General features: G+C 46.0%; 21 protein-coding genes. 17 read left to right on the top strand and 4 right to left on the bottom strand.

The genetic code is table 11. The features are described 5' to 3' along the window. Positions 1-70: 70 nt before the first annotated feature. Positions 71-673, bottom strand: a complete 603-nt coding sequence (locus tag SGLY_RS07610; RefSeq protein ID WP_013624695.1) for a TetR/AcrR family transcriptional regulator — start codon at positions 671-673, stop codon at positions 71-73. Positions 674-944: 271 nt separating this feature from the next. On the opposite strand from SGLY_RS07610, the gene SGLY_RS07615 reads away from it, so the two are divergent. From SGLY_RS07615 to SGLY_RS07625, 3 genes are all read left to right on the top strand, one after another. Continuing rightward, entirely contained in the window at positions 945-1,415 is a 471-nt protein-coding gene (locus SGLY_RS07615) for a methylated-DNA--[protein]-cysteine S-methyltransferase (protein ID WP_013624696.1), read from the top strand. Further along, positions 1,408-2,103: a DNA-3-methyladenine glycosylase family protein gene (locus SGLY_RS07620; protein ID WP_013624697.1), complete on the top strand. Its 696-nt coding sequence runs from the start codon at positions 1,408-1,410 to the stop codon at positions 2,101-2,103. The genes SGLY_RS07615 and SGLY_RS07620 overlap by 8 nt, the downstream gene beginning before the upstream one ends. Before the next feature lie 182 nt (positions 2,104-2,285). Then, entirely contained in the window at positions 2,286-2,825 is a 540-nt protein-coding gene (locus SGLY_RS07625) for a CDP-alcohol phosphatidyltransferase family protein (protein ID WP_013624698.1), read from the top strand. 115 nt (positions 2,826-2,940) lie between these two features. Here the strand turns inward: SGLY_RS07625 and SGLY_RS07630 are convergent, their stop codons facing one another. After that, positions 2,941-3,210: an AbrB/MazE/SpoVT family DNA-binding domain-containing protein gene (locus SGLY_RS07630; protein WP_427916612.1), complete on the bottom strand. Its 270-nt coding sequence runs from the start codon at positions 3,208-3,210 to the stop codon at positions 2,941-2,943. A gap of 356 nt (positions 3,211-3,566) precedes the next feature. Here SGLY_RS07630 and SGLY_RS07635 point away from each other — a divergent pair, with 356 nt between their 5' ends. From SGLY_RS07635 to SGLY_RS07645, 4 genes are all read left to right on the top strand, one after another. Next, positions 3,567-3,782, top strand: a complete 216-nt coding sequence (locus tag SGLY_RS07635) for a FeoA family protein (RefSeq protein ID WP_013624700.1) — start codon at positions 3,567-3,569, stop codon at positions 3,780-3,782. Between the two features lie 150 nt (positions 3,783-3,932). Then, positions 3,933-5,945, top strand: coding sequence for a ferrous iron transport protein B (gene feoB, locus SGLY_RS07640; RefSeq protein ID WP_013624701.1), 2,013 nt, complete (start codon positions 3,933-3,935; stop codon positions 5,943-5,945). Beyond that, positions 5,942-6,088, top strand: a complete 147-nt coding sequence (locus SGLY_RS17550) for a FeoB-associated Cys-rich membrane protein (RefSeq protein ID WP_013624702.1) — start codon at positions 5,942-5,944, stop codon at positions 6,086-6,088. Before feoB ends, SGLY_RS17550 begins: the two co-directional genes overlap by 4 nt. A 211-nt stretch (positions 6,089-6,299) precedes the next feature. Then, on the top strand, positions 6,300-6,545 hold the full coding sequence (locus SGLY_RS07645; RefSeq protein ID WP_013624703.1) for a hypothetical protein: 246 nt from the start codon (positions 6,300-6,302) through the stop codon (positions 6,543-6,545). A gap of 74 nt (positions 6,546-6,619) precedes the next feature. Here SGLY_RS07645 and SGLY_RS07650 read toward each other — a convergent pair whose 3' ends face one another. Then, complete coding sequence (locus SGLY_RS07650) at positions 6,620-8,359, bottom strand: ABC transporter ATP-binding protein (RefSeq protein ID WP_013624704.1); 1,740 nt, start codon at positions 8,357-8,359, stop codon at positions 6,620-6,622. After that, positions 8,356-10,086, bottom strand: a complete 1,731-nt coding sequence (locus tag SGLY_RS07655) for an ABC transporter ATP-binding protein (RefSeq protein ID WP_013624705.1) — start codon at positions 10,084-10,086, stop codon at positions 8,356-8,358. The genes SGLY_RS07650 and SGLY_RS07655 overlap by 4 nt, the downstream gene beginning before the upstream one ends. 225 nt (positions 10,087-10,311) lie before the next feature. Between SGLY_RS07655 and SGLY_RS07660 the strand changes: the two genes are divergently transcribed. The 10 genes from SGLY_RS07660 (at position 10,312) to metK (ending at position 20,698) form a co-directional block, all read left to right on the top strand. Next, positions 10,312-11,178: a LysR family transcriptional regulator gene (locus SGLY_RS07660; protein WP_013624706.1), complete on the top strand. Its 867-nt coding sequence runs from the start codon at positions 10,312-10,314 to the stop codon at positions 11,176-11,178. A gap of 467 nt (positions 11,179-11,645) precedes the next feature. Then, a complete protein-coding gene (locus SGLY_RS07665; protein ID WP_041445200.1) occupies positions 11,646-12,821 on the top strand; it encodes an SAM-dependent methyltransferase in 1,176 nt (391 codons plus the stop codon). 271 nt (positions 12,822-13,092) lie between these two features. Further along, entirely contained in the window at positions 13,093-13,908 is an 816-nt protein-coding gene (locus SGLY_RS07670; protein ID WP_013624708.1) for an ABC transporter permease, read from the top strand. 13 nt (positions 13,909-13,921) lie between these two features. Continuing rightward, a complete protein-coding gene (locus SGLY_RS07675; RefSeq protein ID WP_013624709.1) occupies positions 13,922-14,710 on the top strand; it encodes an ABC transporter ATP-binding protein in 789 nt (262 codons plus the stop codon). A 28-nt stretch (positions 14,711-14,738) separates the two neighbouring features. After that, a complete protein-coding gene (locus SGLY_RS07680) occupies positions 14,739-15,083 on the top strand; it encodes a Na-translocating system protein MpsC family protein (RefSeq protein ID WP_013624710.1) in 345 nt (114 codons plus the stop codon). A gap of 123 nt (positions 15,084-15,206) precedes the next feature. Then, positions 15,207-16,463, top strand: coding sequence for a radical SAM protein (locus SGLY_RS07685; protein ID WP_013624711.1), 1,257 nt, complete (start codon positions 15,207-15,209; stop codon positions 16,461-16,463). 93 nt (positions 16,464-16,556) lie between these two features. Next, a complete protein-coding gene (locus SGLY_RS07690; RefSeq protein ID WP_013624712.1) occupies positions 16,557-17,048 on the top strand; it encodes a hypothetical protein in 492 nt (163 codons plus the stop codon). A gap of 4 nt (positions 17,049-17,052) precedes the next feature. After that, complete coding sequence (locus SGLY_RS07695; protein ID WP_013624713.1) at positions 17,053-18,063, top strand: aliphatic sulfonate ABC transporter substrate-binding protein; 1,011 nt, start codon at positions 17,053-17,055, stop codon at positions 18,061-18,063. Positions 18,064-18,101: 38 nt separating this feature from the next. Then, positions 18,102-19,466, top strand: coding sequence for a B12-binding domain-containing radical SAM protein (locus SGLY_RS07700; protein WP_013624714.1), 1,365 nt, complete (start codon positions 18,102-18,104; stop codon positions 19,464-19,466). A 29-nt stretch (positions 19,467-19,495) separates the two neighbouring features. Then, positions 19,496-20,698: a methionine adenosyltransferase gene (gene metK, locus SGLY_RS07705; protein ID WP_013624715.1), complete on the top strand. Its 1,203-nt coding sequence runs from the start codon at positions 19,496-19,498 to the stop codon at positions 20,696-20,698. Positions 20,699-20,792 lie beyond the last annotated feature (94 nt).

Here is a 20,792-nt window from a genome sequence, read left to right on the forward strand (position 1 = left end):
ATGAAGGAATAATGAACCGGAGCCGGTCAGCCATAAACGACCGGCTCCACAATGATAATGGGCGGGACCATCAATAACCGGCAACTGTTCCTGAATATTTCCCTGATGCCGGTTCCAGTGAATGATAGATCTCCGTAATATATTCGAGGATGATCTGTCCCATTTCTTCAGGCGTCTCGCGGGGTTCTTCAGATATCCACCGGTTCAGCACGTGCCAAAGACCGCCGAAGCCGTAGAAAAAATGGTAGCGGGTTTTATGGTCTAAGTTAACGCCGGTCATATAGGGTTTTACTTTGAGGGATACATGTTCATAAATAAGTTGATCCATTCTGTCCGCAAAAAAATAGATCATATTGTTTTGTTTCAAAAGCTTGAGAAAATCGATGTGGTCATGCCATAGCTGAAAATAGGAGACAGTGACAGCCTGAAAAGACAGTTCACTCTTATTAAGAATTTTTTTGGCAAAATCCTCAATCACCACTCGGCAATGCAAAGACAGGACTTCTTCTTTTGATTTGAAATAACGGTAAAAGGTTCTTCGGTCTAAATCTGCTTTTTTCGAAAGCTCTTTGACTTGAATCTCGTTAAAGGGTTTTTTCTGCATCAGGGCAAGCAGGGCATTAATAAACCATTGCTGAGCCTGATTGGGTTTGAAATCTTCTGCTTTGTCCATAAAAAAGACTCCTTTATGTCCCATGTTTTAAAATATGCAGCATTTTATTCGGAGTATTGATTTCTTTCTGCTGTCAAGTGTATCGTAAATAAAGGAAAGTCACAAGTGAGACATTGAAGTTTTAGTATCGACGTTTCTGAAGGCTGACCGATAGATTAAACTGTCGGTCTCTTTTTATTGATCGGACTAATTTCATTAAAAAACCTGCTATACTATGCTTAGAATGTACCTATCCGGGACCAAAGCGCTGAACATTCGAGGAGGGATACTCATGAAAAGGGTATGGTATGATGATTATCCGATCGGAGTAATTGGAATAGCCGAAGATAGCGGCTCCATCTCTCATCTGTTTTTCGGGAGAGATAAAGGTCCGGCTGGCTTTGAGGTTGGGGCAACACCGCTCATTGAAAAAGCGGTGCTGCAGCTCAGAGAGTATTTTGACGGCAAACGGACGGAATTTGACCTGCCGTTATGTTTGCAGGGTACGGAGTTTCAACAATCCGTATGGAAAGCTTTGCAAACCATAGCTGCCGCTGAAACCCGCAGCTATAAAGAGATTGCCGTCCAGATCGGAAACCCGAAAGCAGTACGCGCCGTTGGGATGGCGAATAACCGCAATCCCATATCTATCATTGTTCCCTGTCACCGTGTCGTGGGGGCTGACGGCAGTCTGACCGGCTATGGAGGCGGCCTTCCCGTGAAAAAATATTTACTGGATTTGGAGAAGCGTTATTATGCCTGATCCCCAATATTTTCAATACGGAGAGAAGGAAATTGCCTACCTGAGATCCCGTGACCCTTTGCTTGGGGTCGCGATAGATGAAATTGGGCAGATTGAGCGGGTGGTTATCCCTGATCTGTTTATGGCTTTGGTCAACACCATTGTCGGCCAGCAAATATCAACAAAGGCTCAAGCCACAATCTGGGCCAGGATGCGGGAACAATTCGTTCCGCTGACCCCGGAAATCATAGGGACGGCAACGGCAGAAGAATTGCGGACTTGCGGAATATCTCTCCGCAAGGCGTCTTATATCAAGGAAATCGCCGGTTCGGTCTTAAACGGCAGTTTGGATTTGGCGCATTTGCAAACCCTGCCGGATGATGAAGTTTGTTTGTACCTTAGTCAGATCAAAGGAATCGGTGTTTGGACCGCCGAAATGCTGATGACTTTTTCCATGCAGCGTCCGGATGTGATGAGTGCGGGTGATCTGGCAATTCTCCGGGGCTTGCGGATGCTGTATCATCACCGGAAAATTACGCCCAAACTTTTTGCCAGGTACAAACGCCGATATTCGCCTTATGCCACGGTAGCAAGCTTATATCTTTGGGCAATAGCCGGCGGTGCCTGTCCGGGACTGATCGACCACGCTCCAAAATCAGATGTGCGCAAAAAGGCAGACGCCAAAAAACAGCAAACCGAAAAAAGTTAATTCCTCATCTTTATAAATGTCAAAAGCATACCGGATCCGCTGGGAAAACGATCAGTCTGCAGGTCCGGTTTTGCTCAACGATTGAACAACGTTGCCAGCTATAGATAGGTTATATAATCGTCTATATGTTCATGTGTAAAGAAGGAAAAACATCCTGGGCTGGAAGCAGGAATAATTAGGGGTTGATAGAAATAAAACACGTGCCTAACATCCTGACAGGATCCCGAATCATTTTTTCTCTCGGTCTGCTGTTTGTGAACCCATTATCCGCTGAATTTTTTATCCTCTATCTTTTATGTGGGACAACCGATGTTTTGGATGGTTATCTGGCCAGAAGAACCGGCATTGCTAGTTCGTTCGGCGCAACATTTGACAGTATTGCCGATTTCATTTTTTTCGGTATAGTACTCATTGTTTTTATTCCGCTAATTCAATGTCCATGGTGGGTTTTATTATGGATAGGCCTTATCGTGTCGGTGCGTTTCACCACCTTAGGAGTGGGTTATGCAAAATATCAAGAGATCTCTTTTCTGCACACATACGCAAACAAGGCAACGGGGGCGGCGCTGTTTTTCTTTCCTTTTATTGATCAGCTATTTGGCCTGAAGGTGACGGCGCTATTGGTATGCGGGGCAGCAACCTTTTCAGCGCTTGAAGAACTGGTTATCACTTTGACCTCAAAAGAACTGAAAAAAGACACACGGAGCTTTTTCGTCAAATGATGTGTTGGACTTTCGGCCAACAAATTCAGTTTTTTCATAATCTGCTTTTTTTCTTGTGTTGTCAGCGTTTTGAAGTGCTTTTGGAAACGTTGCGTAAAAGTGAATTGATAGACCATCAGTTTTCCTCTAGTTTTGCAAATAGTGCCTCCACATTATCAAAGACAGGCTGTTTGCCGGAGGCTATTTTTGCTTTTGCTATTTCGATTTCTTTCCGAAGCTCGTCGAGATATTTTTTTGGATATACAACTACCGGCATAAGATAAATCACGCCGTCTTTTTCGTAAATTTCCAATTTGTCGCCTTCGGAAAGTCCCAGCCGTTCAACAAGTTCTTTCGGTATCGTAATCTGTGATTTGGCCCGCAGCTCAGACAACATCATGATCATCTCCAATTTATCGTGAGAAATTCTTACTTTCTTACCACAAGTATATGCTGTTTTATTAAAAAGATCAACAGAACAAATAGCTGGGTTAACGGGATAAGGTATAGTCATGCTATGAAATGATGAGAATCAGTCTGGAATCTAATACATCGTGTCCGGATCAGCAGATAATGATATTGACTTTCATTATCGGCCATGGTATCATCAAATCACAGTATTCCTGCAGGGTTGACGTGTTCCGGACGTCATTTATCCGGAAGCATCGAGCCAAGGAATTTGGATTTTTAGAATCATGATTAATATTACGGAAAATAATAAGAAAAATTATTTCAATGATCTATTGAATTTTGGAGATGGTTATGATGTCATTAGCGAAAGGGAACTTAAATACGACTTATACTGTAAATTCTGTAAAAACCGATCAGGAAGATATCCGTAAATTTTTATTTACGCTGGGGTGTTATCCCGGCGAAAAAGTAACGATTATTTCTAAGCTGGCCTCTAACTATATTATTAACATAAAAGATGCAAGGTATAGTATAGACGAGGATTTAGCAAAAGTCATTATGATATAAGCCATCAGTCAAGTGTAGGCTGCTGTATTTTGAAGCAAAAGGATGGCTTTGGGCAAAAGTGCAAAATTTGGACAAGTATTTTTTGCCCGAAAAGTTAGATCGATCTAATTTCAAGTTAGATATTATTTTCTTAAAAAGAAGGAGGAAACCATGAGAATCGCTTTAGCAGGAAATCCCAATAGCGGAAAAACAACATTGTTTAACGCTATTACAGGGAAAATCGAGCATGTGGGAAACTGGCCCGGAGTTACCGTAGAGAAAAAGGAAGGTGATATCAAGCAAAACCTCAACCCAAGAAATGAAAATTTGGTTGTTGTGGATTTGCCGGGGGCTTACTCCATGTCGCCATTCACCAGTGAAGAGGCGATAACCAAGGATTTTGTTCAAAATGAAAAGCCGGACGTGATCATCAATATTGTGGATGCAACCAATTTGAGCAGAAGCTTGTTCTTTACCACGCAATTATTGGAGTTGGGGATACCGGTTGTTGTTGCCCTCAACAAAAGTGATCTGACGGAAAGAAAGGGTACGATCATCAATATCCCGGCATTGAGTGACGCCTTGAAATGCCCGGTTATTCAAACCATAGCGACAAAATCTGATCATAATGGTTTGCCCGAGCTGATCAGTGCGGTCATCGCCGTTGGCAAATCCGATAAGAAGCAAATTGCCCCTCATATCGGGAATGCGGCAAAAGCTTCCAGCAAAGAAGAATTCGAAAAAGCGGATAAAAAACGCTATGCTTTTGTTAACGAAATTGTTGCGGAAGTCGAGAGAAGAAAGGTAAGCTCGGACAAGCAAACCCTGCAGGATAAGGTTGACAGGATCGTTGCCAATAAATGGCTGGGGATTCCGATTTTTGCGATCATTATCTACCTGGTCTTTTCGATCTCCCAGTCCTGGGTTGGACCATGGTTTGCGGATACCTTTGTCGGGTGGATCGACTTGTTGTATGAGGGAGTAGCTTCACTTCTGGGTGAAAACGTAAACCCGGTTCTTGGCACCTTGCTGCTTGACGGGATTATCGGCGGTGTCGGTGCGGTCATCGGGTTCTTACCGCTGATTATGGTTCTGTTTTTCTGTCTGGCCCTGTTGGAAGACTGTGGTTATATGGCCAGGGTCGCTGTAATTATGGACAGGTTCTTTAGAAAGGTCGGATTATCCGGCAGATCCATTATCCCGATGATTGTCAGTACAGGTTGCGGCATACCCGGCGTAATGGCGACAAGAACGATCAAGAACGAAAGACAAAGACGTACTACTGCCATGTTGACGACATTTATGCCTTGCGGAGCTAAGCTCCCCATCATTGCACTTTTTGCCGGCGTTTTTTTCGGCGACAACAGTTGGGTTGGAACTTCAATGTATTTTCTCGGAATTATAGTGATTATTCTCGGTGCGCTGATTATCAGACAAATTACCGGCGATTTTTCCAGATCCTATTTTATCATGGAGCTTCCTGAATACAGGTTCCCAAGTTTGAAGAGAGCGGCCTTATCCATGTTAATGAGAGCCAAAGCGTTTATCATTAAAGCAGGTACCATTATCCTGGTGTGTAACGCGGCAGTCCAAATCTTGCAAACATTCAACTGGCAGTTTGAGGTTGTGGCAGAGGATGCGGCGGGGACAAGTATCCTGGCAGGCATTGCAACACCTCTGGCCCTAGTGTTTATCCCTCTCGGCTTTGGTTTGTGGCAGTTTGCGGCAGCGGCTGTAACGGGCTTTATCGCCAAAGAAAATGTAGTCGGAACCTTAGCCGTATGCTTTGGAATCACGAACTTTATCGACACAGAGGAATTGACCTTGGTCGGGAGCAGTGCCGATGTCAGTTCAGTATTCGGAATCACTGCCGTAGCCGCGCTCTCCTATCTGGTGTTTAATCTTTTTACACCACCGTGCTTTGCGGCGATCGGGGCCATGAACTCCGAACTGGAATCGAAAAAGTGGCTCGGGGGGGCTGTTGCTTTCCAACTAAGTATGGGCTATGTCCTGGCTTTCTTCGTCTATCAGATAGGGACCTTGGCAACGACCGGCGCGTTGGGGCAAGGGTTTGTCGGTGGACTGATTGCTGTGGCAGTAATCATAGGAACCGTTGTTTACCTGATGAGGAAAGGCAGTAGGAACGCCCAAATATCTGTTGAAAGGCAGGCGGTACAATTATGAACACAGGAGATTTTGGTGTGATTGCCGTAATCGCTGTAATCCTCGTGCTTGCCGTCACTAAAATTGTCAGGGATAAGAAGAAAGGGATAAAATGCCCTGGGTGCGGTGAATGCGAATGCTCCTCTCACAAGTCAGATAAATAATCATTCACATTAATTATGAAGACCTTCTTCAATCTATTTAAAGTATTGAAGAAGGTTTTTTTTGTGCAAAATATTGGGACTGGCAGCATCATGGTGTTACAGACAATCGTGTTAAGCAATTCAGATGGTGGAGGATAAAAAAATATCTTCCAAATGTATCCAAATAACCCTGATCGTGCATATAGTGTACTATTAGGAGGTGATTTATAACATGACTTGTGGATGTGTTAAACCAATTGTTTGCCCCCCGCAGTATGTAGTCCGTGATCACTATGCCCAGCAGGTAGTCCCGGTTATCCATCCGGTAGTAACAGTGAACCGCCAAAATATTGTCAATGTTCCCCAACATTTTATTCAGCCTTACACGACCAATGTTGCTGGAACGGAATCATTTTATCCCGGCTATTCCGGTTATGCCGGTGGTGGAGCGAGTCTTTTTGGACGCAGGTTCTTATAGTATTCCAATTAAGAAAAGCACTGATCAAGACAAACCTCCTGTAACGATAAACAACAGGAGGTTTGGTCTAATATTCAGGCAATATCTTCGGCAAACTGGCTGTAATACAAAGTGGCGTAATCACCTTTTTTTTCCAGAAGCTGTTCGTGCCTGCCGCTTTCTACAATATGCCCCTTACTCATGACCAGAATCAAATCCGCATTTTTAATCGTAGAAAGCCGGTGGGCAATCACAAAGCTGGTCCGTCCGGCGGTCAGCCTTGCAAAGGCGTGTTGAATCCGCACTTCCGTATACGTATCGATATTGCTGGTGGCTTCGTCCAGAATCAGCATCGGAGGATTGGCCAGCATGACACGGGCAATTGTCAGCAGCTGTTTTTGTCCCTGGGAAAGACTGTCGCCATCCGCAGTAATCAAGGTGTCGTAACCTTTTTCAAGCTTGCGGATAAACCCGTCGGCATCCGCGTCCTTGGCCGCTTGGATGATTTCCTCAAGGGAGGCATCCGGTTTAGCGTAAGCAATATTGTCCCGGATGCTGCCGTTAAACAGCCATGTTTCCTGCAGGACCATACCGAACTGGCCGCGCAGGTTTTCTCGGGTTAAGGTTCGGATGTCAACACCGTCAATCAGGATGGCTCCTTTGTCTACGTCGTAAAAGCGCATCAAAAGATTGACGATGGTTGTTTTACCCGCCCCTGTCTGTCCCACAAGCGCTACCCTGCTGCCTGGGGGGATATCCAGATCAAAGTGCTCGATCAGGCTTTGCTGAGGCTCATAGGAAAAAGAAACGTTCTGAAACCGTACATAACCGCTGCATTTTTTCAGTTCAACGGCATTTTCCTGTTCAGGTGTTTCCGGAGCAAGATCAAGGATATGAAATATGCGTTGCGCGGAAGCCGTCGCGGCTTGTATTTGGGTGAGCACATTGGTCATATCATTAAAAGGTTTGGCAAAGATCGTAGCATAGATCAGAAAACTGGAAATGTCGCCCACTGTAATATGCCCGTAAATGGCACTTACAGCCCCAATCACGCCGATCACGGCGTAAGCGATGTTGTTGACAATGCGGGTGGACGGGTTGGAGAGCGAGGAAATAAATTGGGCTTTGACTCCCGTTTCATAAAGGCGGCGGTTGATTTGTTCAAACTGCTCCAGAGCGCGGGACTCATAAGAAAAAGCTTTGACAATTTTGTGTCCTTCGATCATTTCTTCTGCATAGCCGTTAAGCTGACCCAGGTGTTTGGCCTGCTCCCTAAAAAGCTGCTGAGATTTTGTGGTGATAAAGTGGGCAGCAAAAAAGGAAGCCGGTGCGGAGAGGACAACCACCAGGGTCATACCGGGGTTCAGATACAGCATGAACAAAACCGCGCCGACAATGGTGGCAATTCCCTGGAGTAAAGCCATACCCCCCTGCAGCAGACCATCAGAGACGATGTCCACATCATTGATAAACCGGCTGGCGGTATCTCCGTGCGGGTTTTGGTCATAAAATCCGAGCGGTAAAACGACGAGCTTGTCAAACAAAGCTTTGCGAAGCCGGTTCACGGTGTAATAGGCAATGCGGTTGCTCAAAAAGCTCAGCAGCCAGAGGAAGAAATTGCTGCTCAGATAGATAAGCGCCAGCAAAATAAGGGCACGGGTTACATTGGCGAAATTCACCATATGAGCCGCAGCCATATTGTCAATGGCCTGTCCGATGACAAGAGGGGCCAAAAGGACGCAGACAGCACTGATCACAGCGCTGAGGATGGAGAACGCCAGCAGATAGCGGCATTTTCCGATATCTCGAAGAAGTCTGGCCAGGAGATATTTCATTGTTGAGCCTCCTCTCCGGAAAGCTGGGAAAGGCAAATTTCCCGGTAGGTTTCACAGCTTTCGAATAATGCTTCATGGGTGCCGGTCCCCGCCAGTTTTCCGTCTTCAAAAACAAGGATACGATCTGCGCTTCGAACAACACCGACGCGCTGGGAGACCAAGAGGACTGTTTGAACACGGCTGTTGGCCCGGATTGCTTGACGCAGACGTGCATCGGTCAGGAAATCCAGTGCGCTGGAAGCATCATCAAGGATCAAGATTTCCGGGTTGGAGACAAGGGCGCGGGCGATCGTCAGACGCTGGCGCTGCCCCCCGGACAGATTACTGCCCCCTCGCCGGACAGGGGAATCATAACCCAGCGGCAGATTACTGATGAATTCCTCGGACTGAGCTGTGACGGCAGCGGCTCTGACCTCATCCATACCGGCGTCTGCATTTCCCCAACGGATATTTTCCGCTATCGTCCCGGAAAAAAGCAGGGCTTGCTGGTGTACGATACCGATTTTTCGGCGCAGTTCTGGCAGGGGATACTGGGTTACGGGTATGCCGTTCACCAGAATGCTGCCTGAAGTCACGTCATAAAAACGGGGGATCAGATTGACGAAGGTTGATTTTCCGGAACCGGTTCCGCCGATGATGCCGATGGTTTCGCCCTGATGAATGGCCATGCTGATATGCTCAAGTGCGTGGTCACCAGTTTGATGATAACCGAAAGAGACATCCCGGAACTCAAGGACAGGAGCGTTTGCCTCCGGCAGCGCTTCCGGGAATGCAGGGCTCAGACCCGGCGGCGTGTCCAAAATTTCATTGATTCTGGCGGCGGAAGCCATGGACTTTGTCAGCAGGATGACCAGATTGGACAACACCAGGAGCGCAATCAAAATTTGATTGACATAGTTGATTAAAGCAATAATCTGTCCCTGGGACAGCCGGCCGCTATCAATATGCAGACCGCCGGTCCAAAGAATCAGTAAAATCATGAGATTGACGACCAGCGAAGTCAGCGGGTTGAAAAAAGAGGATAACCAGCCGATGGCAAAGCCGTTGTTCATCAAGTCGTTATTAGCTTTGCCGAAACGGGCGGTTTCTTCTTCCGTTTTGGAAAAAGCCCGGATAACGCGTACTCCCGCAAGGTTCTCACGTAAAATTGCTCCAAGCCGGTCCAGCTTTTTCTGATAGCTGCGATAAAGCGGAGCGCTGTTTTTCGTCAGATAAAAGATAATCAGGGCTAAAACCGGAGTTGCGGCCAGCAGGATCAAAGCCAGCTTAACGTCCAGAAAAAAAGACATCAGGATTGAACCGAGACAAATAAACGGGGCCCGGGAGACAAGACGAATCATCATGGCAACCCACTGCTGGAGTTGATTGATGTCATTGGTCACTCGGTTGGTCAGAGTAGGTGCGCCGAATTGCTCAATTTGGGTATAAGAAAAAGACAGAATACGCTGAAATACCGTGTTGCGCAAAACTGTTCCGAAGCCCTGGGAGGCCTGAGCCGCAAAGCGCTGGCAAATGAGCGCGCTTCCATAGCCGCAGAAGGCCATGAGCACCATCAGCCCGCCCATGCTCAACACATAACCAAAGTCGCCCTGGGATATGCCTCTATTGATAATCAGAGCCATAATCGTCGGCAGAAGCAGTTCAAAGATGACCTCAAGGAATTTGAATATCGGCCCCAGAATACATTCTTTTTTATATTCCTTCAGGTAGGCAGCCAACCTGAACAAGTTTGATCACCTCTTGTTTTTTTGCTTTATTATAGAGACCTTTTTGCCATATTGAAAATACTTTTTTTAGCTATAATCCATATAAAAAATGTATGTCGTATTTGGACTACCCGGCTGAAGAAGGTATAATCAATTTAGGTCAAATATGCTTAGTGATAAAGGATAGGGTAAGAAATGAAATGATACGAAACACGTTTAGGATCAGGGGAGAGAGCAGGTGAAAGAATGGATTTAAAGCAGTTAAAATATTTTCTGGCCATTGCGGAGGAACAGCAGATTACGGCAGCAGCCAAAAAGCTGCATATTGCCCAGCCGCCGCTCAGTTATCAGCTTAACTTGCTGGAGCAGGAGCTCGGAGTGAAACTGGTCAAACGCGGACCGCGGAATGTGGAATTGACCGATGCGGGAAAGCTGCTGCGCAAACGGGCGGAGCAAATACTGGACCTGGCGTCTTCTGCCAAACATGAGGTTGAGAACTATGGAAAAGGTCTCTGCGGTGTATTGGCGGTGGGAACAATTTCATCCTCCGGAGGGGTCGTTCCTAATCAGTACATGCTGGAATTTACCAAGTATTATCCTGAGGTTCGATTTGAAATTTACGAGGGGAATACCTTTACCGTGATTGAAATGCTGGAAAAGGGGATCGTTGATTTGGGAATTGTGCGTACTCCCTTTCAGCAAAAGATGTTCGATTGCCGTTACGCACCGCTTGAGCCAATGGTGGCGGTGATGACGGAGAGCCGCCTTTGTGGACAAAGTGAGCACAATATTGAGCTTGAGGAATTGGCGAATCAGCCCCTGATTATCTACCGGCGGTTTGACGCCCTGATTCAGGCAGTATTTGCCGAGTTAGGCCTGGAGCCTTTTATCTGCTGTAAAAATGATGATGCGAGAACCACCCTTTTATGGGCGCAGGCCAATTTCGGGATTGGCATTGTACCCAAATCCGCTTTGCTCACCATAGGTCCCAGTCAATTAATCTGTAAAGAGATTTTGCATGATAAAATGAAAACACGTATTGCGGCAATCTGGATGAAAAACAGGTACCTTTCCCCGCTGGCCCAGAGATTCGTTGAATTGTTCGGGGGATAAGTGATAAAAAAAGATTCGCCTAATGTCCAAAAAAATCGACATTGTTTTTTATTGCAAGAAGAGGGAAATAGTGCTAGCATATAATATATAGATTAATCATTGTCGGGAAAACGTCTTAAGGTTTGTTTATACAGTTTTAAAAAAGCATAAAAGAAAACAATCATCGCAAATGCCTGTATAATCGCTTAAATATACTGATTATACGAAACGCAGAACCCTAAGATAGCTTCTGGGAGAGTAATTCCCAGAGGCTATCTTTCTACAAATTATTGGCTATCCACAATTAATGAGTTCATTAATCCGGTCATTATAGTCATATCAATTGATAATCATAATCATAATCAATCATTGAATCATACAGCACAGCTGTGGATTAGGATAAGATTCGTTCTGAAACAGATACCGGGAAAAAAAGTAAAGGAGAGCTGATTATGGAAGGGAATGAAAAAAAAGAAGAAAAGTTCAAAATGAGTATGGACAAAGCGTTTTACGACAATATCATCCAAAATATTTTTGCTGATCCCTGTGAAGTGAAATATTGGGACGGGGAAGTCAGGCGGTATGGTAAAGGGGAGACCAAATTCAGGATTGATTTTCATGAGGCCATTGCCAAATCAGATTTTCTCAGTGATCCTTCTTTAGCCTTTGGTGAAGGATATATGCAGAAAAAGATTGACGTTGACGGGGCCCTGCAAGGAGTAATTGAATCTATTTTCAATAATCAGGACAGTTTTCTCAATGAAAAAAAGCCCTATCTCAAATTGGCCAGGATGATCTCCAACAATATCCGTAAAAGTAAAGAGGATGTTCAATATCACTATGATATCGGCAATGACTTTTATCAATTATGGCTGGATGAAACCATGACCTATTCCTGCGCTTATTTTCAATCTCCTCACGACAGTCTGGCCCAGGCTCAAAAGAACAAAGTTGATCATATCCTGCGCAAACTCAATTTACAGGCTGGCCAGACTTTGCTTGATATAGGCTGTGGCTGGGGGGAACTCATCCTTACCGCCGCCAGGACTTACGGGGTCAAGGCGATGGGGGTGACCCTCAGTAAAGAACAATATGCCCGGGTGCTGGAGAGAATTGAAGAAGAAAAAATGGGTGATCTGGTAGAGGTCCGGCTGATAGACTTCAGGGAATTAAAAGGCAGAACTTTTGACCGGATAGTCAGTATAGGGATGATCGAGCATGTGGGAAAAGTCAATCTCAGCGGCTATTTTACCGCGGTAAAAGCATTTTTGAATGAAGGGGGAGTATCCCTCTTGCACTGTATTACAGGTTATGATGGAGCAGGGACAAACAATTGGATCAATAAATATATTTTCCCGGGTGGGTATATCCCGGCAGTAGATGAACTCGTCGCGTTATTGGTTGCGAATAAATTCTATCTGGTCGATATGGAGAGCCTGCGGGAGCATTATACCAAGACCTTGGAACACTGGTCCCGGAATTTTGAACAGGCCTTGCCGGTCATCAGAGAAACAAAGGATGAAACCTTTATCCGGATGTGGCGTCTTTATTTGAACTCTTGTGCCGCTTCTTTTCATTGCGGTAATATTGATCTTCATCAATTTCTGTTTACCAAAGGGGTGAAGAATGATTTGCCTTTAACCCGGAGATATATGTACGAATAAATTAAAAAATGATTGACACGAATAGAGATCTATATTACGATAATGCCAATAGGAATACTGTAGTATATTGCTTGGTGATTAATCACAGAGAGTAGAATTTTTAGCAGTAAATATTTTCGGTGTTATTTAAAACGAACTGAAGTAACTATCCTTGTATAGTTATTCGTTATCTAACCAGACAACTGGAGGTTAAGGAAGCTCTTTAGAGGGGTTGCTTAACCTTTTTTTATTCCCTTAACAGGCGGGTGGCAGAAAGCAAGATGAAGGGAGCGTGATCAAAATAGCACGGGTTGCCGAAAAGCACAGATCTCAAATCAGTGAAGTAAAGATCGTCAATAAACTGCAATATATATCTCTTCCGCTTCTTATCCTAGTGGTTTGGAAAGTGTTGTCTGATCTGCAGGTGATCAATCCGGTGGCGCTGCCTTCCCCGGAAAAGGTTGCCGAATCCTTTTATACAATGATTCTCAACGGGCAGCTGGCCAAACATGTGGGGATCAGCATCCTGCGGGTCCTCGAAGGATATTCGCTTGCCGTTGTACTGGGTATTGTGCTCGGAGTGGCAATCGGGCTTTCAAGATCGTTAAACCGGATAACAGACTTTACAATCCAGCTTTTAAGGCCGATTCCGCCAATTGCCTGGATCCCTTTGGCGATTATTTGGTTTGGAGTGGAAGAAGAGTCAAAAATATTTCTGATTTTTTTAGGCGGATTCTTCCCGATTCTTTTAAACGTCACAGACGGCATCCGGCAGACAGAACAAAAACTGGTGGAAGTGTCCAAAGTATTGGAAGCTTCATTGTGGAGATTCATTTTCAGGCTTGTCATTCCGGGAGCATTACCCTCGATCATGACAGGACTGAGGATCGGAATAGGTTCCGCCTGGCTGTGTGTTGTAGCGGCTGAACTGATCGCGGCGGACAGGGGAATCGGTTACATGATCATGGATGCCAGGCAGCTTTTACAGACCGATCTGGTTATTGTCGGAATGATCACCATAGGCTTGATCGGCAAAATCATGGACACGCTGCTGAAACAGCTGGAATTTGTGTTGATCAGATGGAAAGTAAACTATCAGGGTGATTAAAGGGGGAGGTAAAATGTCCGTCCTTCCGGAAAAAAGTGAATATTTGACCATTGAGGATTTAAATAAAAGTTTTATGGTCAATCAGAATACAGTACCGGTATTGGAAAAGATCAATCTACAAATAAAGCAGGGTGAATTTGTAAGTATTGTGGGAAGCAGCGGTTGCGGCAAAAGCACTCTGTTAAGGGTCTTGGCCGGTCTGGAAACAGAATATGAGGGAAGTGTCGTCCTGAAAAACGAGAAGATTTTACAACCGGGACTTGAGCGGGGAATTGTTTTCCAGGAACACCGGCTGTTCCCCTGGCTGACGGTGAAGAATAATATCGCTTATGCCCTGAAAAACATTTCCAAGGAAGAGAAAGAACAGATTATAGAAGAACATATAAAAATGACGGGACTGAAGGGTTTTGAAGATGCCTACCCCGGGCAGCTGTCGGGGGGAATGGCCCAGCGGACAAGTTTGGCGAGAGCACTGGTCAACAGACCGGAGGTGTTGCTTCTGGACGAACCCTTTGGGGCCTTAGACGCCTTCACCAAAATACAGATGCAGCATGAAATCATGCGGATACGTGAAAAAGAGAAAGCGACCATGATTCTGGTGACGCACGATATTGATGAAGCGATTTTCCTGGGGGACAGGGTGGTCGTGATGTCTTCAAGACCCGGTACCGTTAGAAAAATATTCCCCGTGGGGCTGGGCCGCAACAGGGACCGGAGCAATCCCGACTTTATCAATATCCGCCGGGCGATCTATCAAGAATTCTTTGAACAGAAAGAGCAGCTATTGGATTATGTGATATAAAGGTATGTTTTAAATAAAGGTGATTTGCATGAAACATCCCGGTCAGATGGTTTCCGCGGAGCAGTTAATTGAACGGCAGATAGCAAGACTGATTAAAGAGAATATTGGTAAAGGACCGGTGTCCACAGAGGTTAAAATTACCGAAGATCTTGTTGTCTGCTGTTTTGAAGGGTACCTGACCAAAGCCGAAGAATTGATCATCGGCTCGGGTTATTCCGAGAAGATCATTGAATATCGAAGCAGATATGTCACCCAGTGCATCTCGGAGATAGAAACGATTTTAAAGGAGATCTTAAACAGAAAAATCAAAAGCTTTTTTCCCAGCTGGATACCGGAAAAAAATCTGGCTTGCTGGACAATCTTTTTGGATTAGATGCTTGATGAAAGCAAGATCCTTGTTTGGTTAAACCGTTATTCGTCTTGACAAAGAACAGGTAACTGCCATGGTAGTTACCTGTTTTTATATCATCCCGAAATGAGGAAAAGGAGGATTTTTATGAGTGGGGGAACGGAATTGGTTCAAGGAAAGGAATTAAGCTATCAGGAGGTGGTTGAAAAATATCCTGAGATACCCAGGCTGATCATTTTAAAGATTGATGTCCAGCGCCGGGGAGTTCATTATACGGAGAAGGCTTTAAACAATATTGATGAATCGCTGCACCAGCTTAGGAGTCCTTATATTTTCGGCGCACGGGACTCCAAGCTTACTCCGGTACCGGAATCTCTTTTGCTGAGAGACGGGACGTCCATCATCGTAGACCCGACTCCCGCCGAGCAAAATCCTTATATTGTAGATTTTGTGGAGGGTAGATTTGTTTTGGTGGACAAGGAAGAAGTGCTTGAAGAAGTTGATTTATGGCAGAAACCAAAGTTTTATGACAAAAAGACCAGCTCGGGGATTGCCATGAGCCATATTATCAGTGCCAGACCCCAGCGCCTGAACATCTTCCAGTCAGGATTCTGCCATTTTTGGGCCAATGATAAAGGGTGCCGCTATTGCGATATCGTCAGCCATTTCAAACAGCAAAGGAGCGAACTGGGGATTCCGTCCAAACTGACGCCGCAGGATGTATCCGAAGCAATCAAGGAGGCGTTAAAAGAAGAAGGACGGTTTACAGGAATCTGTCTGACATCGGGGTCCGACACCAGAGGGGAGGAGGCTTTCGATCAAGAGGTGGATTTCTATCTGGAAATCCTGCAGGCGATCGGAGAAAACTTTGCGACCAAGAAGTTTCCCAGTCAGCTGATCGCCACCGCTTTCAATGAAAAACAGCTGGCCAGGCTGTATGAAGAGACGGGGCTGATGAGTTATACCTCCGATCTGGAAGTATTAAATGAACAGTTATTCAACTGGATCTGCCCGGGCAAGGCCGAATGGATCGGCTACCAGGAATGGAAAAACCGTTTGATCAGAGCGGTTGACATTTTTGGCCGCGGTTTTGTCAGCACTGGGATTGTCGGAGGGGTGGAAACGGCAAAACCCTATGGATTTACAGATGAAAACGAAGCTTTGAAATCCACGCTGGAGGAAGCGGAATACCTGGCCAGTAAAGGCGTAAATACAGTATATATCGTATGGGTTCCCAAACCCGGCTCTTCTTTTAAAGGTCAGAAGAATCCTTCTTTGGATTATTTTGTCGGCCTGGCCAAAGGACTGCATGAATTGAGGATAAAATACAGCCTGCCGATTGATTATGATGATTACCGGCGCTGCGGCAACCATCCCGATACCGATCTGTCAAGGTTATTGTGATCAGCCAAATTAGTAAAAGTCGTTGTGATGAAACGAAATGACTAAAGTATTTGCTAATTGTAGAAATGAAAGGAAGTAAAGGAGGTGATACTGATGTCAATCCAACTGGAAGACAGTGTGGCCGGTTTACTGAACGACAAGGATACGCTGAAGGTACTGGCGACCACCGATCAAAACGGGGTGCCCCATGCAGTGGTAAAACAGAGTCTCCGCTTGGGAGAAGACGGCAATATCGTCTATCTGGAACTGCTGGAATCATCTCAAACCTATAAAAACCTGATCGGAAGTATCTGGTTCAACCGGAAAGTGGCGGTGATCTTAAAGGGAAAAGACGGGCGAAGCTATCAAATTAAAGGAAGCCCGGTCAAGGCAATCGTGGCGGGAAAGATTTTTGAGGAAAATTATAGCGCGGTCCGGGAGCGCTTAGGGGATGTGGATCTGGCCGCGGTTTGGATCATTCAGCCCGAAGAAGTAATCAATGAAACATTTTCCGTACGTCAGGGATACGAAGAAGCCAACCGTCCCTTTTTCAAACATTTGGACAGGCTGGCCAAAAAAGATTCTGAAAAGCAGGAAAGGACATGATCAAATGAAAAAGAGAACAGGAATCATTTCAGCACTGTTGCTTACAATCGGAGTATTGATGACAGGCTGCGGGAACCAAACTTCGGAGACAGCGGGTGAAGCCGCTAAAACGGCCGGTGTTTCCGTAAAGGAAATCAGGATTGCCACTCAGCCCATCCCCCAATATGCCCCGATCTTTGTCGCCAAGAAAAAGGGATGGCTGGAAGAAGAACTGAAAAAAGCCGGGGTTACGGCCAAATGGAGTTCTTTTGAATCCGGGCCGCCGATGAATGAATCATTTGCTTCCGGCGGTCAGGATATCGGGCTGCTCGGTGATACGGCGGCAATCATACCGAGGGCTGCCGGTCAGGACACCCGCATTATCGGGATCGCCTCTTCCAGCCCCCAGGCATTGGCCATACTTGTGCGGAAAGATTCCCCGATAACCTCCCCCAAGGATCTGAAAGGGAAGAAGGTTTCCGTCGTCAAGGGTTCCTATGCCCATCATCTTTTGAGCCTGGTCCTCAAAAATAATGGACTGACCACCGATGACATCAAATTCATTAATATGACCCAGGGAGATACCGCGACCGCTTTGACCACGGGTGATATTGACGCGGGAACGGTATGGGAGCCTGTCATTACAAAATTATTGGATAACGGGACAGCGAGGGTTTTGGCAGACGGTACGGGGATAAAGAACGGTCTCCTGGTCAGCGTTGCGACGAACAAATTCGCTGCGCAAAACCCGGAGCTGATCAAAATATATCTCAAGGCTTATCAGCGCGGCGCCGAATATATTCAGGCAAACCTGAAAGAAGCCTCGCAATTGATCGCGGAGGATGTCAAATTATCGCCGGAGCAGCTGGAAAAAGTGCTGGCTAAATTTGACTTCAATCCGGCCATAAAACCTGAGGATATCGCGGAACTAAAAAAGAGCGAAGAGTTCATGAAAAGCGCGGCCTTGATTAACAATGATGTGGATATTGATACTTTTGTTGATACGACCTATTCCAAAGCGGCAGGGATTCAGTAAACAGAGGCAGCCTGGGAAGGGCAGAAAGGGGTGTACAAATGCGGGTTCTATTGATTAATCCTGCTTTCTTCGATCAGTCGGAGTTTAAAAACAGGTACAGTGATTATCTGAATTGGGTGAAGGGCGGAAATTTGTATATTGCCCCCTTTGAACCGCCGCTGGGGTTGGCCTATCTTACCTCATACCTGAAGAAGCAGGGAAAACAGGTTGAACTGATTGATATGCAAGGCTTGATGATGGACAGCAATGAGCTGGTGAAGAGGATGGAACAAGGGAACCCCGGCCTCATCGGGATTACCGCCATGACCACAACCTTTCCGGTGGCTTTGAGGGTGGCGAAATTAGCCAAACAGGTGTGTCCCGAAGCGAAAATCCTTTTGGGAGGCGTTCATCCAACCCTTGACCCGCAAGGGGTACTGGAGCAGGAGTGTGTGGATTTTGTAATCCGCGGGGAAGGCGAACTGGCCTTAAACGGTCTGGTCGAGGCCCTGCAAGGGCGGGGATCCTTTGAAGAAATCGACGGATTATGTTACCGTGAGGGGCAGCAGACCGTGATCAAGGATAAAACAATGATTGAGGATGGCAACATGATCCCGATGCCGGATTATGACGCCTTTCCGGTCGAACAATATATCAGGCACAACCAGCTCCTGAGGGGAATCCGCGGGATTTCCATGTTGATTTCACGGGGCTGCCCTTTTCCTTGTACCTTTTGCGCGGTTCACCAGACCATGGGCAAAAAGTGGAGAATCAAGGCTCCGGAACTGTTGGTTGAGGAAATCATCGCAACCAGAGACAGATATCAACTGGAGGGGATCTGGTTTAAAGACAGTATTTTTAATATGAACCCGGTTTGGACCAGGGAATTCTGCAAGCTGCTGATCGAAAAGAAAGCGGGGATTTCCTGGCAGGCCAATACCCGGATCGATTTAATCAAGGAAGATGAGCTGAAGCTGATGCGGGAGGCCGGTTTAACGCAAATAGATTTTGGGATCGAAAGCGGTTCCCGACGCAGTCTGGCAAGACTGAAGAAAAATATAACCATAGAGCAGATCAAGGAGAACATTAATCTTGCCCGCCAATATGTCAAGGTCTTCGGCTTCTTTATGATCGGAATACCCGGTGAGGAAGAAAGCGATGTCCTGGAAACCTTCGAACTGGCCAAGGACCTGGAGCTGGACAGAAGCACCTGGAGCATCTACAGTCCCTTGCCGGGTTCAACCTTATATGACGAATTAATTGCCGAGGGGAAAATTGAGCCCTATAAGCTGGATTTTGAACAAATTCATTTTACAAAAGCTTACGAAGGGATCAGCAATATTCAGCCCGAAAGATTGCAGGAATTATACAAGGAGATCAATGATTATTTCTATCAAAAAAATCAAACGACAGAGATTGATTAATAGATAACTTAGGAGAAGGGGATTTGATGATGCTTAAAAAATTATTTACCTCAGAATCAGTGACCGAAGGACATCCGGATAAAATCTGCGATCAGATTTCCGACGCCGTTCTGGATGCGGTACTGGCGAAAGACCCGAACGGCAGGGTAGCCTGCGAGGTTTCGGTGACGACCGGATTGGTACTGGTCGCCGGAGAAATCACCACAAATACCTATGTCGATATTTCCAGAATTGCCAGAGAGACCATACGTAAAATCGGCTATGACAGGGCCAAATATGGGTTTGATGCCGATACTTGCGCAATCATTACTTCCTTAGACGAGCAGTCTCCCGATATTGCCCGGGGCGTTGATCAGGCCCTGGAGTCCCGAACAGGTGAGCTGCAGGAGGAGGAAATAGAAGCAACCGGGGCGGGGGATCAGGGAATGATGTTTGGCTTTGCCTGCGATGAGACCCCGGAATTATTGCCCCTGCCGATTTCCCTGGCCCATAAATTGGTCCGAAAGCTTGCTGAAGTCAGAAAAGACGGGACGCTAAAATATCTCAGGCCTGACGGGAAATCTCAGGTTACGGTAGAATATGATGGCGATAAGCCGGTAAGGATCGATACCATTGTGATCTCTACCCAGCATAGTCCTGAGGTGGATCATGACACCATCGAAAAAGATATCATTGCCCAGGTGATCAAACCTGTTATTCCGATAGAGCTGATTGACACCAAAACGAAATTTCTGATTAATCCGACAGGCCGTTTCGTTGTCGGCGGCCCGCATGGGGATGCGGGAGTAACGGGACGTAAAATTATTGTGGATACCTATGGCGGGTATTCCCGGCATGGCGGCGGCGCGTTTTCCGGGAAAGATCCGACAAAGGTTGACCGCTCAGGCGCCTATGCGGCGAGATATGTGGCGAAAAATATTGTCGCAGCCGGTCTGGCCCGTAAAGTGGAAGTGCAGCTTGCTTATGCAATCGGAGTGGCCAGGCCTGTTTCCATACTGGTCGATACCTTTGGCACCGCAACGGTTCCGGAAGAAAAAATTCAGGAGCTGGTAAACAAAAATTTTGATTTGCGGCCTGCCGGGATCATAAAAAGCCTGAATTTGAGAAGGCCGATTTATGGACAAACCGCGGCTTACGGGCATTTCGGAAGAACAGACCTCGATCTTCCCTGGGAAAAAACCGATAAGGCGGAATCATTAAAAAATCAAAGCGCCGGTTTTCAGCAGGAATAACAGGGCGATAGTCAAAAATTTTTTACAGCAAAACGGATAAAGTCTCTTCTCATGATGATTCTCACCAAAGTATTTATCTTGATTGCCGGAACTC

Origin of the sequence: Syntrophobotulus glycolicus DSM 8271, from assembly GCF_000190635.1 — a bacterium.
GTDB lineage: Bacteria > Bacillota > Desulfitobacteriia > Desulfitobacteriales > Syntrophobotulaceae > Syntrophobotulus > Syntrophobotulus glycolicus.

Bases quoted from the DNA above. Each gene is read 5' to 3' on its own strand.
- SGLY_RS07610 (WP_013624695.1), bottom strand. From the start codon at position 673: ATGGACAAAGCAGAAGATTTCAAACCCAATCAGGCTCAGCAATGGTTT.
- SGLY_RS07615 (WP_013624696.1), top strand. From the start codon at position 945: ATGAAAAGGGTATGGTATGATGATTATCCGATCGGAGTAATTGGAATA.
- SGLY_RS07620 (WP_013624697.1), top strand. From the start codon at position 1,408: ATGCCTGATCCCCAATATTTTCAATACGGAGAGAAGGAAATTGCCTAC.
- SGLY_RS07630 (WP_427916612.1), bottom strand. From the start codon at position 3,210: ATGATCATGATGTTGTCTGAGCTGCGGGCCAAATCACAGATTACGATA.
- SGLY_RS07635 (WP_013624700.1), top strand. From the start codon at position 3,567: ATGATGTCATTAGCGAAAGGGAACTTAAATACGACTTATACTGTAAAT.
- feoB (WP_013624701.1), top strand. From the start codon at position 3,933: ATGAGAATCGCTTTAGCAGGAAATCCCAATAGCGGAAAAACAACATTG.
- SGLY_RS17550 (WP_013624702.1), top strand. From the start codon at position 5,942: ATGAACACAGGAGATTTTGGTGTGATTGCCGTAATCGCTGTAATCCTC.
- SGLY_RS07645 (WP_013624703.1), top strand. From the start codon at position 6,300: ATGACTTGTGGATGTGTTAAACCAATTGTTTGCCCCCCGCAGTATGTA.
- SGLY_RS07650 (WP_013624704.1), bottom strand. From the start codon at position 8,359: ATGAAATATCTCCTGGCCAGACTTCTTCGAGATATCGGAAAATGCCGC.
- SGLY_RS07660 (WP_013624706.1), top strand. From the start codon at position 10,312: ATGGATTTAAAGCAGTTAAAATATTTTCTGGCCATTGCGGAGGAACAG.
- SGLY_RS07665 (WP_041445200.1), top strand. From the start codon at position 11,646: ATGAGTATGGACAAAGCGTTTTACGACAATATCATCCAAAATATTTTT.
- SGLY_RS07675 (WP_013624709.1), top strand. From the start codon at position 13,922: ATGTCCGTCCTTCCGGAAAAAAGTGAATATTTGACCATTGAGGATTTA.
- SGLY_RS07680 (WP_013624710.1), top strand. From the start codon at position 14,739: ATGAAACATCCCGGTCAGATGGTTTCCGCGGAGCAGTTAATTGAACGG.
- SGLY_RS07685 (WP_013624711.1), top strand. From the start codon at position 15,207: ATGAGTGGGGGAACGGAATTGGTTCAAGGAAAGGAATTAAGCTATCAG.
- SGLY_RS07690 (WP_013624712.1), top strand. From the start codon at position 16,557: ATGTCAATCCAACTGGAAGACAGTGTGGCCGGTTTACTGAACGACAAG.
- SGLY_RS07695 (WP_013624713.1), top strand. From the start codon at position 17,053: ATGAAAAAGAGAACAGGAATCATTTCAGCACTGTTGCTTACAATCGGA.
- SGLY_RS07700 (WP_013624714.1), top strand. From the start codon at position 18,102: ATGCGGGTTCTATTGATTAATCCTGCTTTCTTCGATCAGTCGGAGTTT.
- metK (WP_013624715.1), top strand. From the start codon at position 19,496: ATGCTTAAAAAATTATTTACCTCAGAATCAGTGACCGAAGGACATCCG.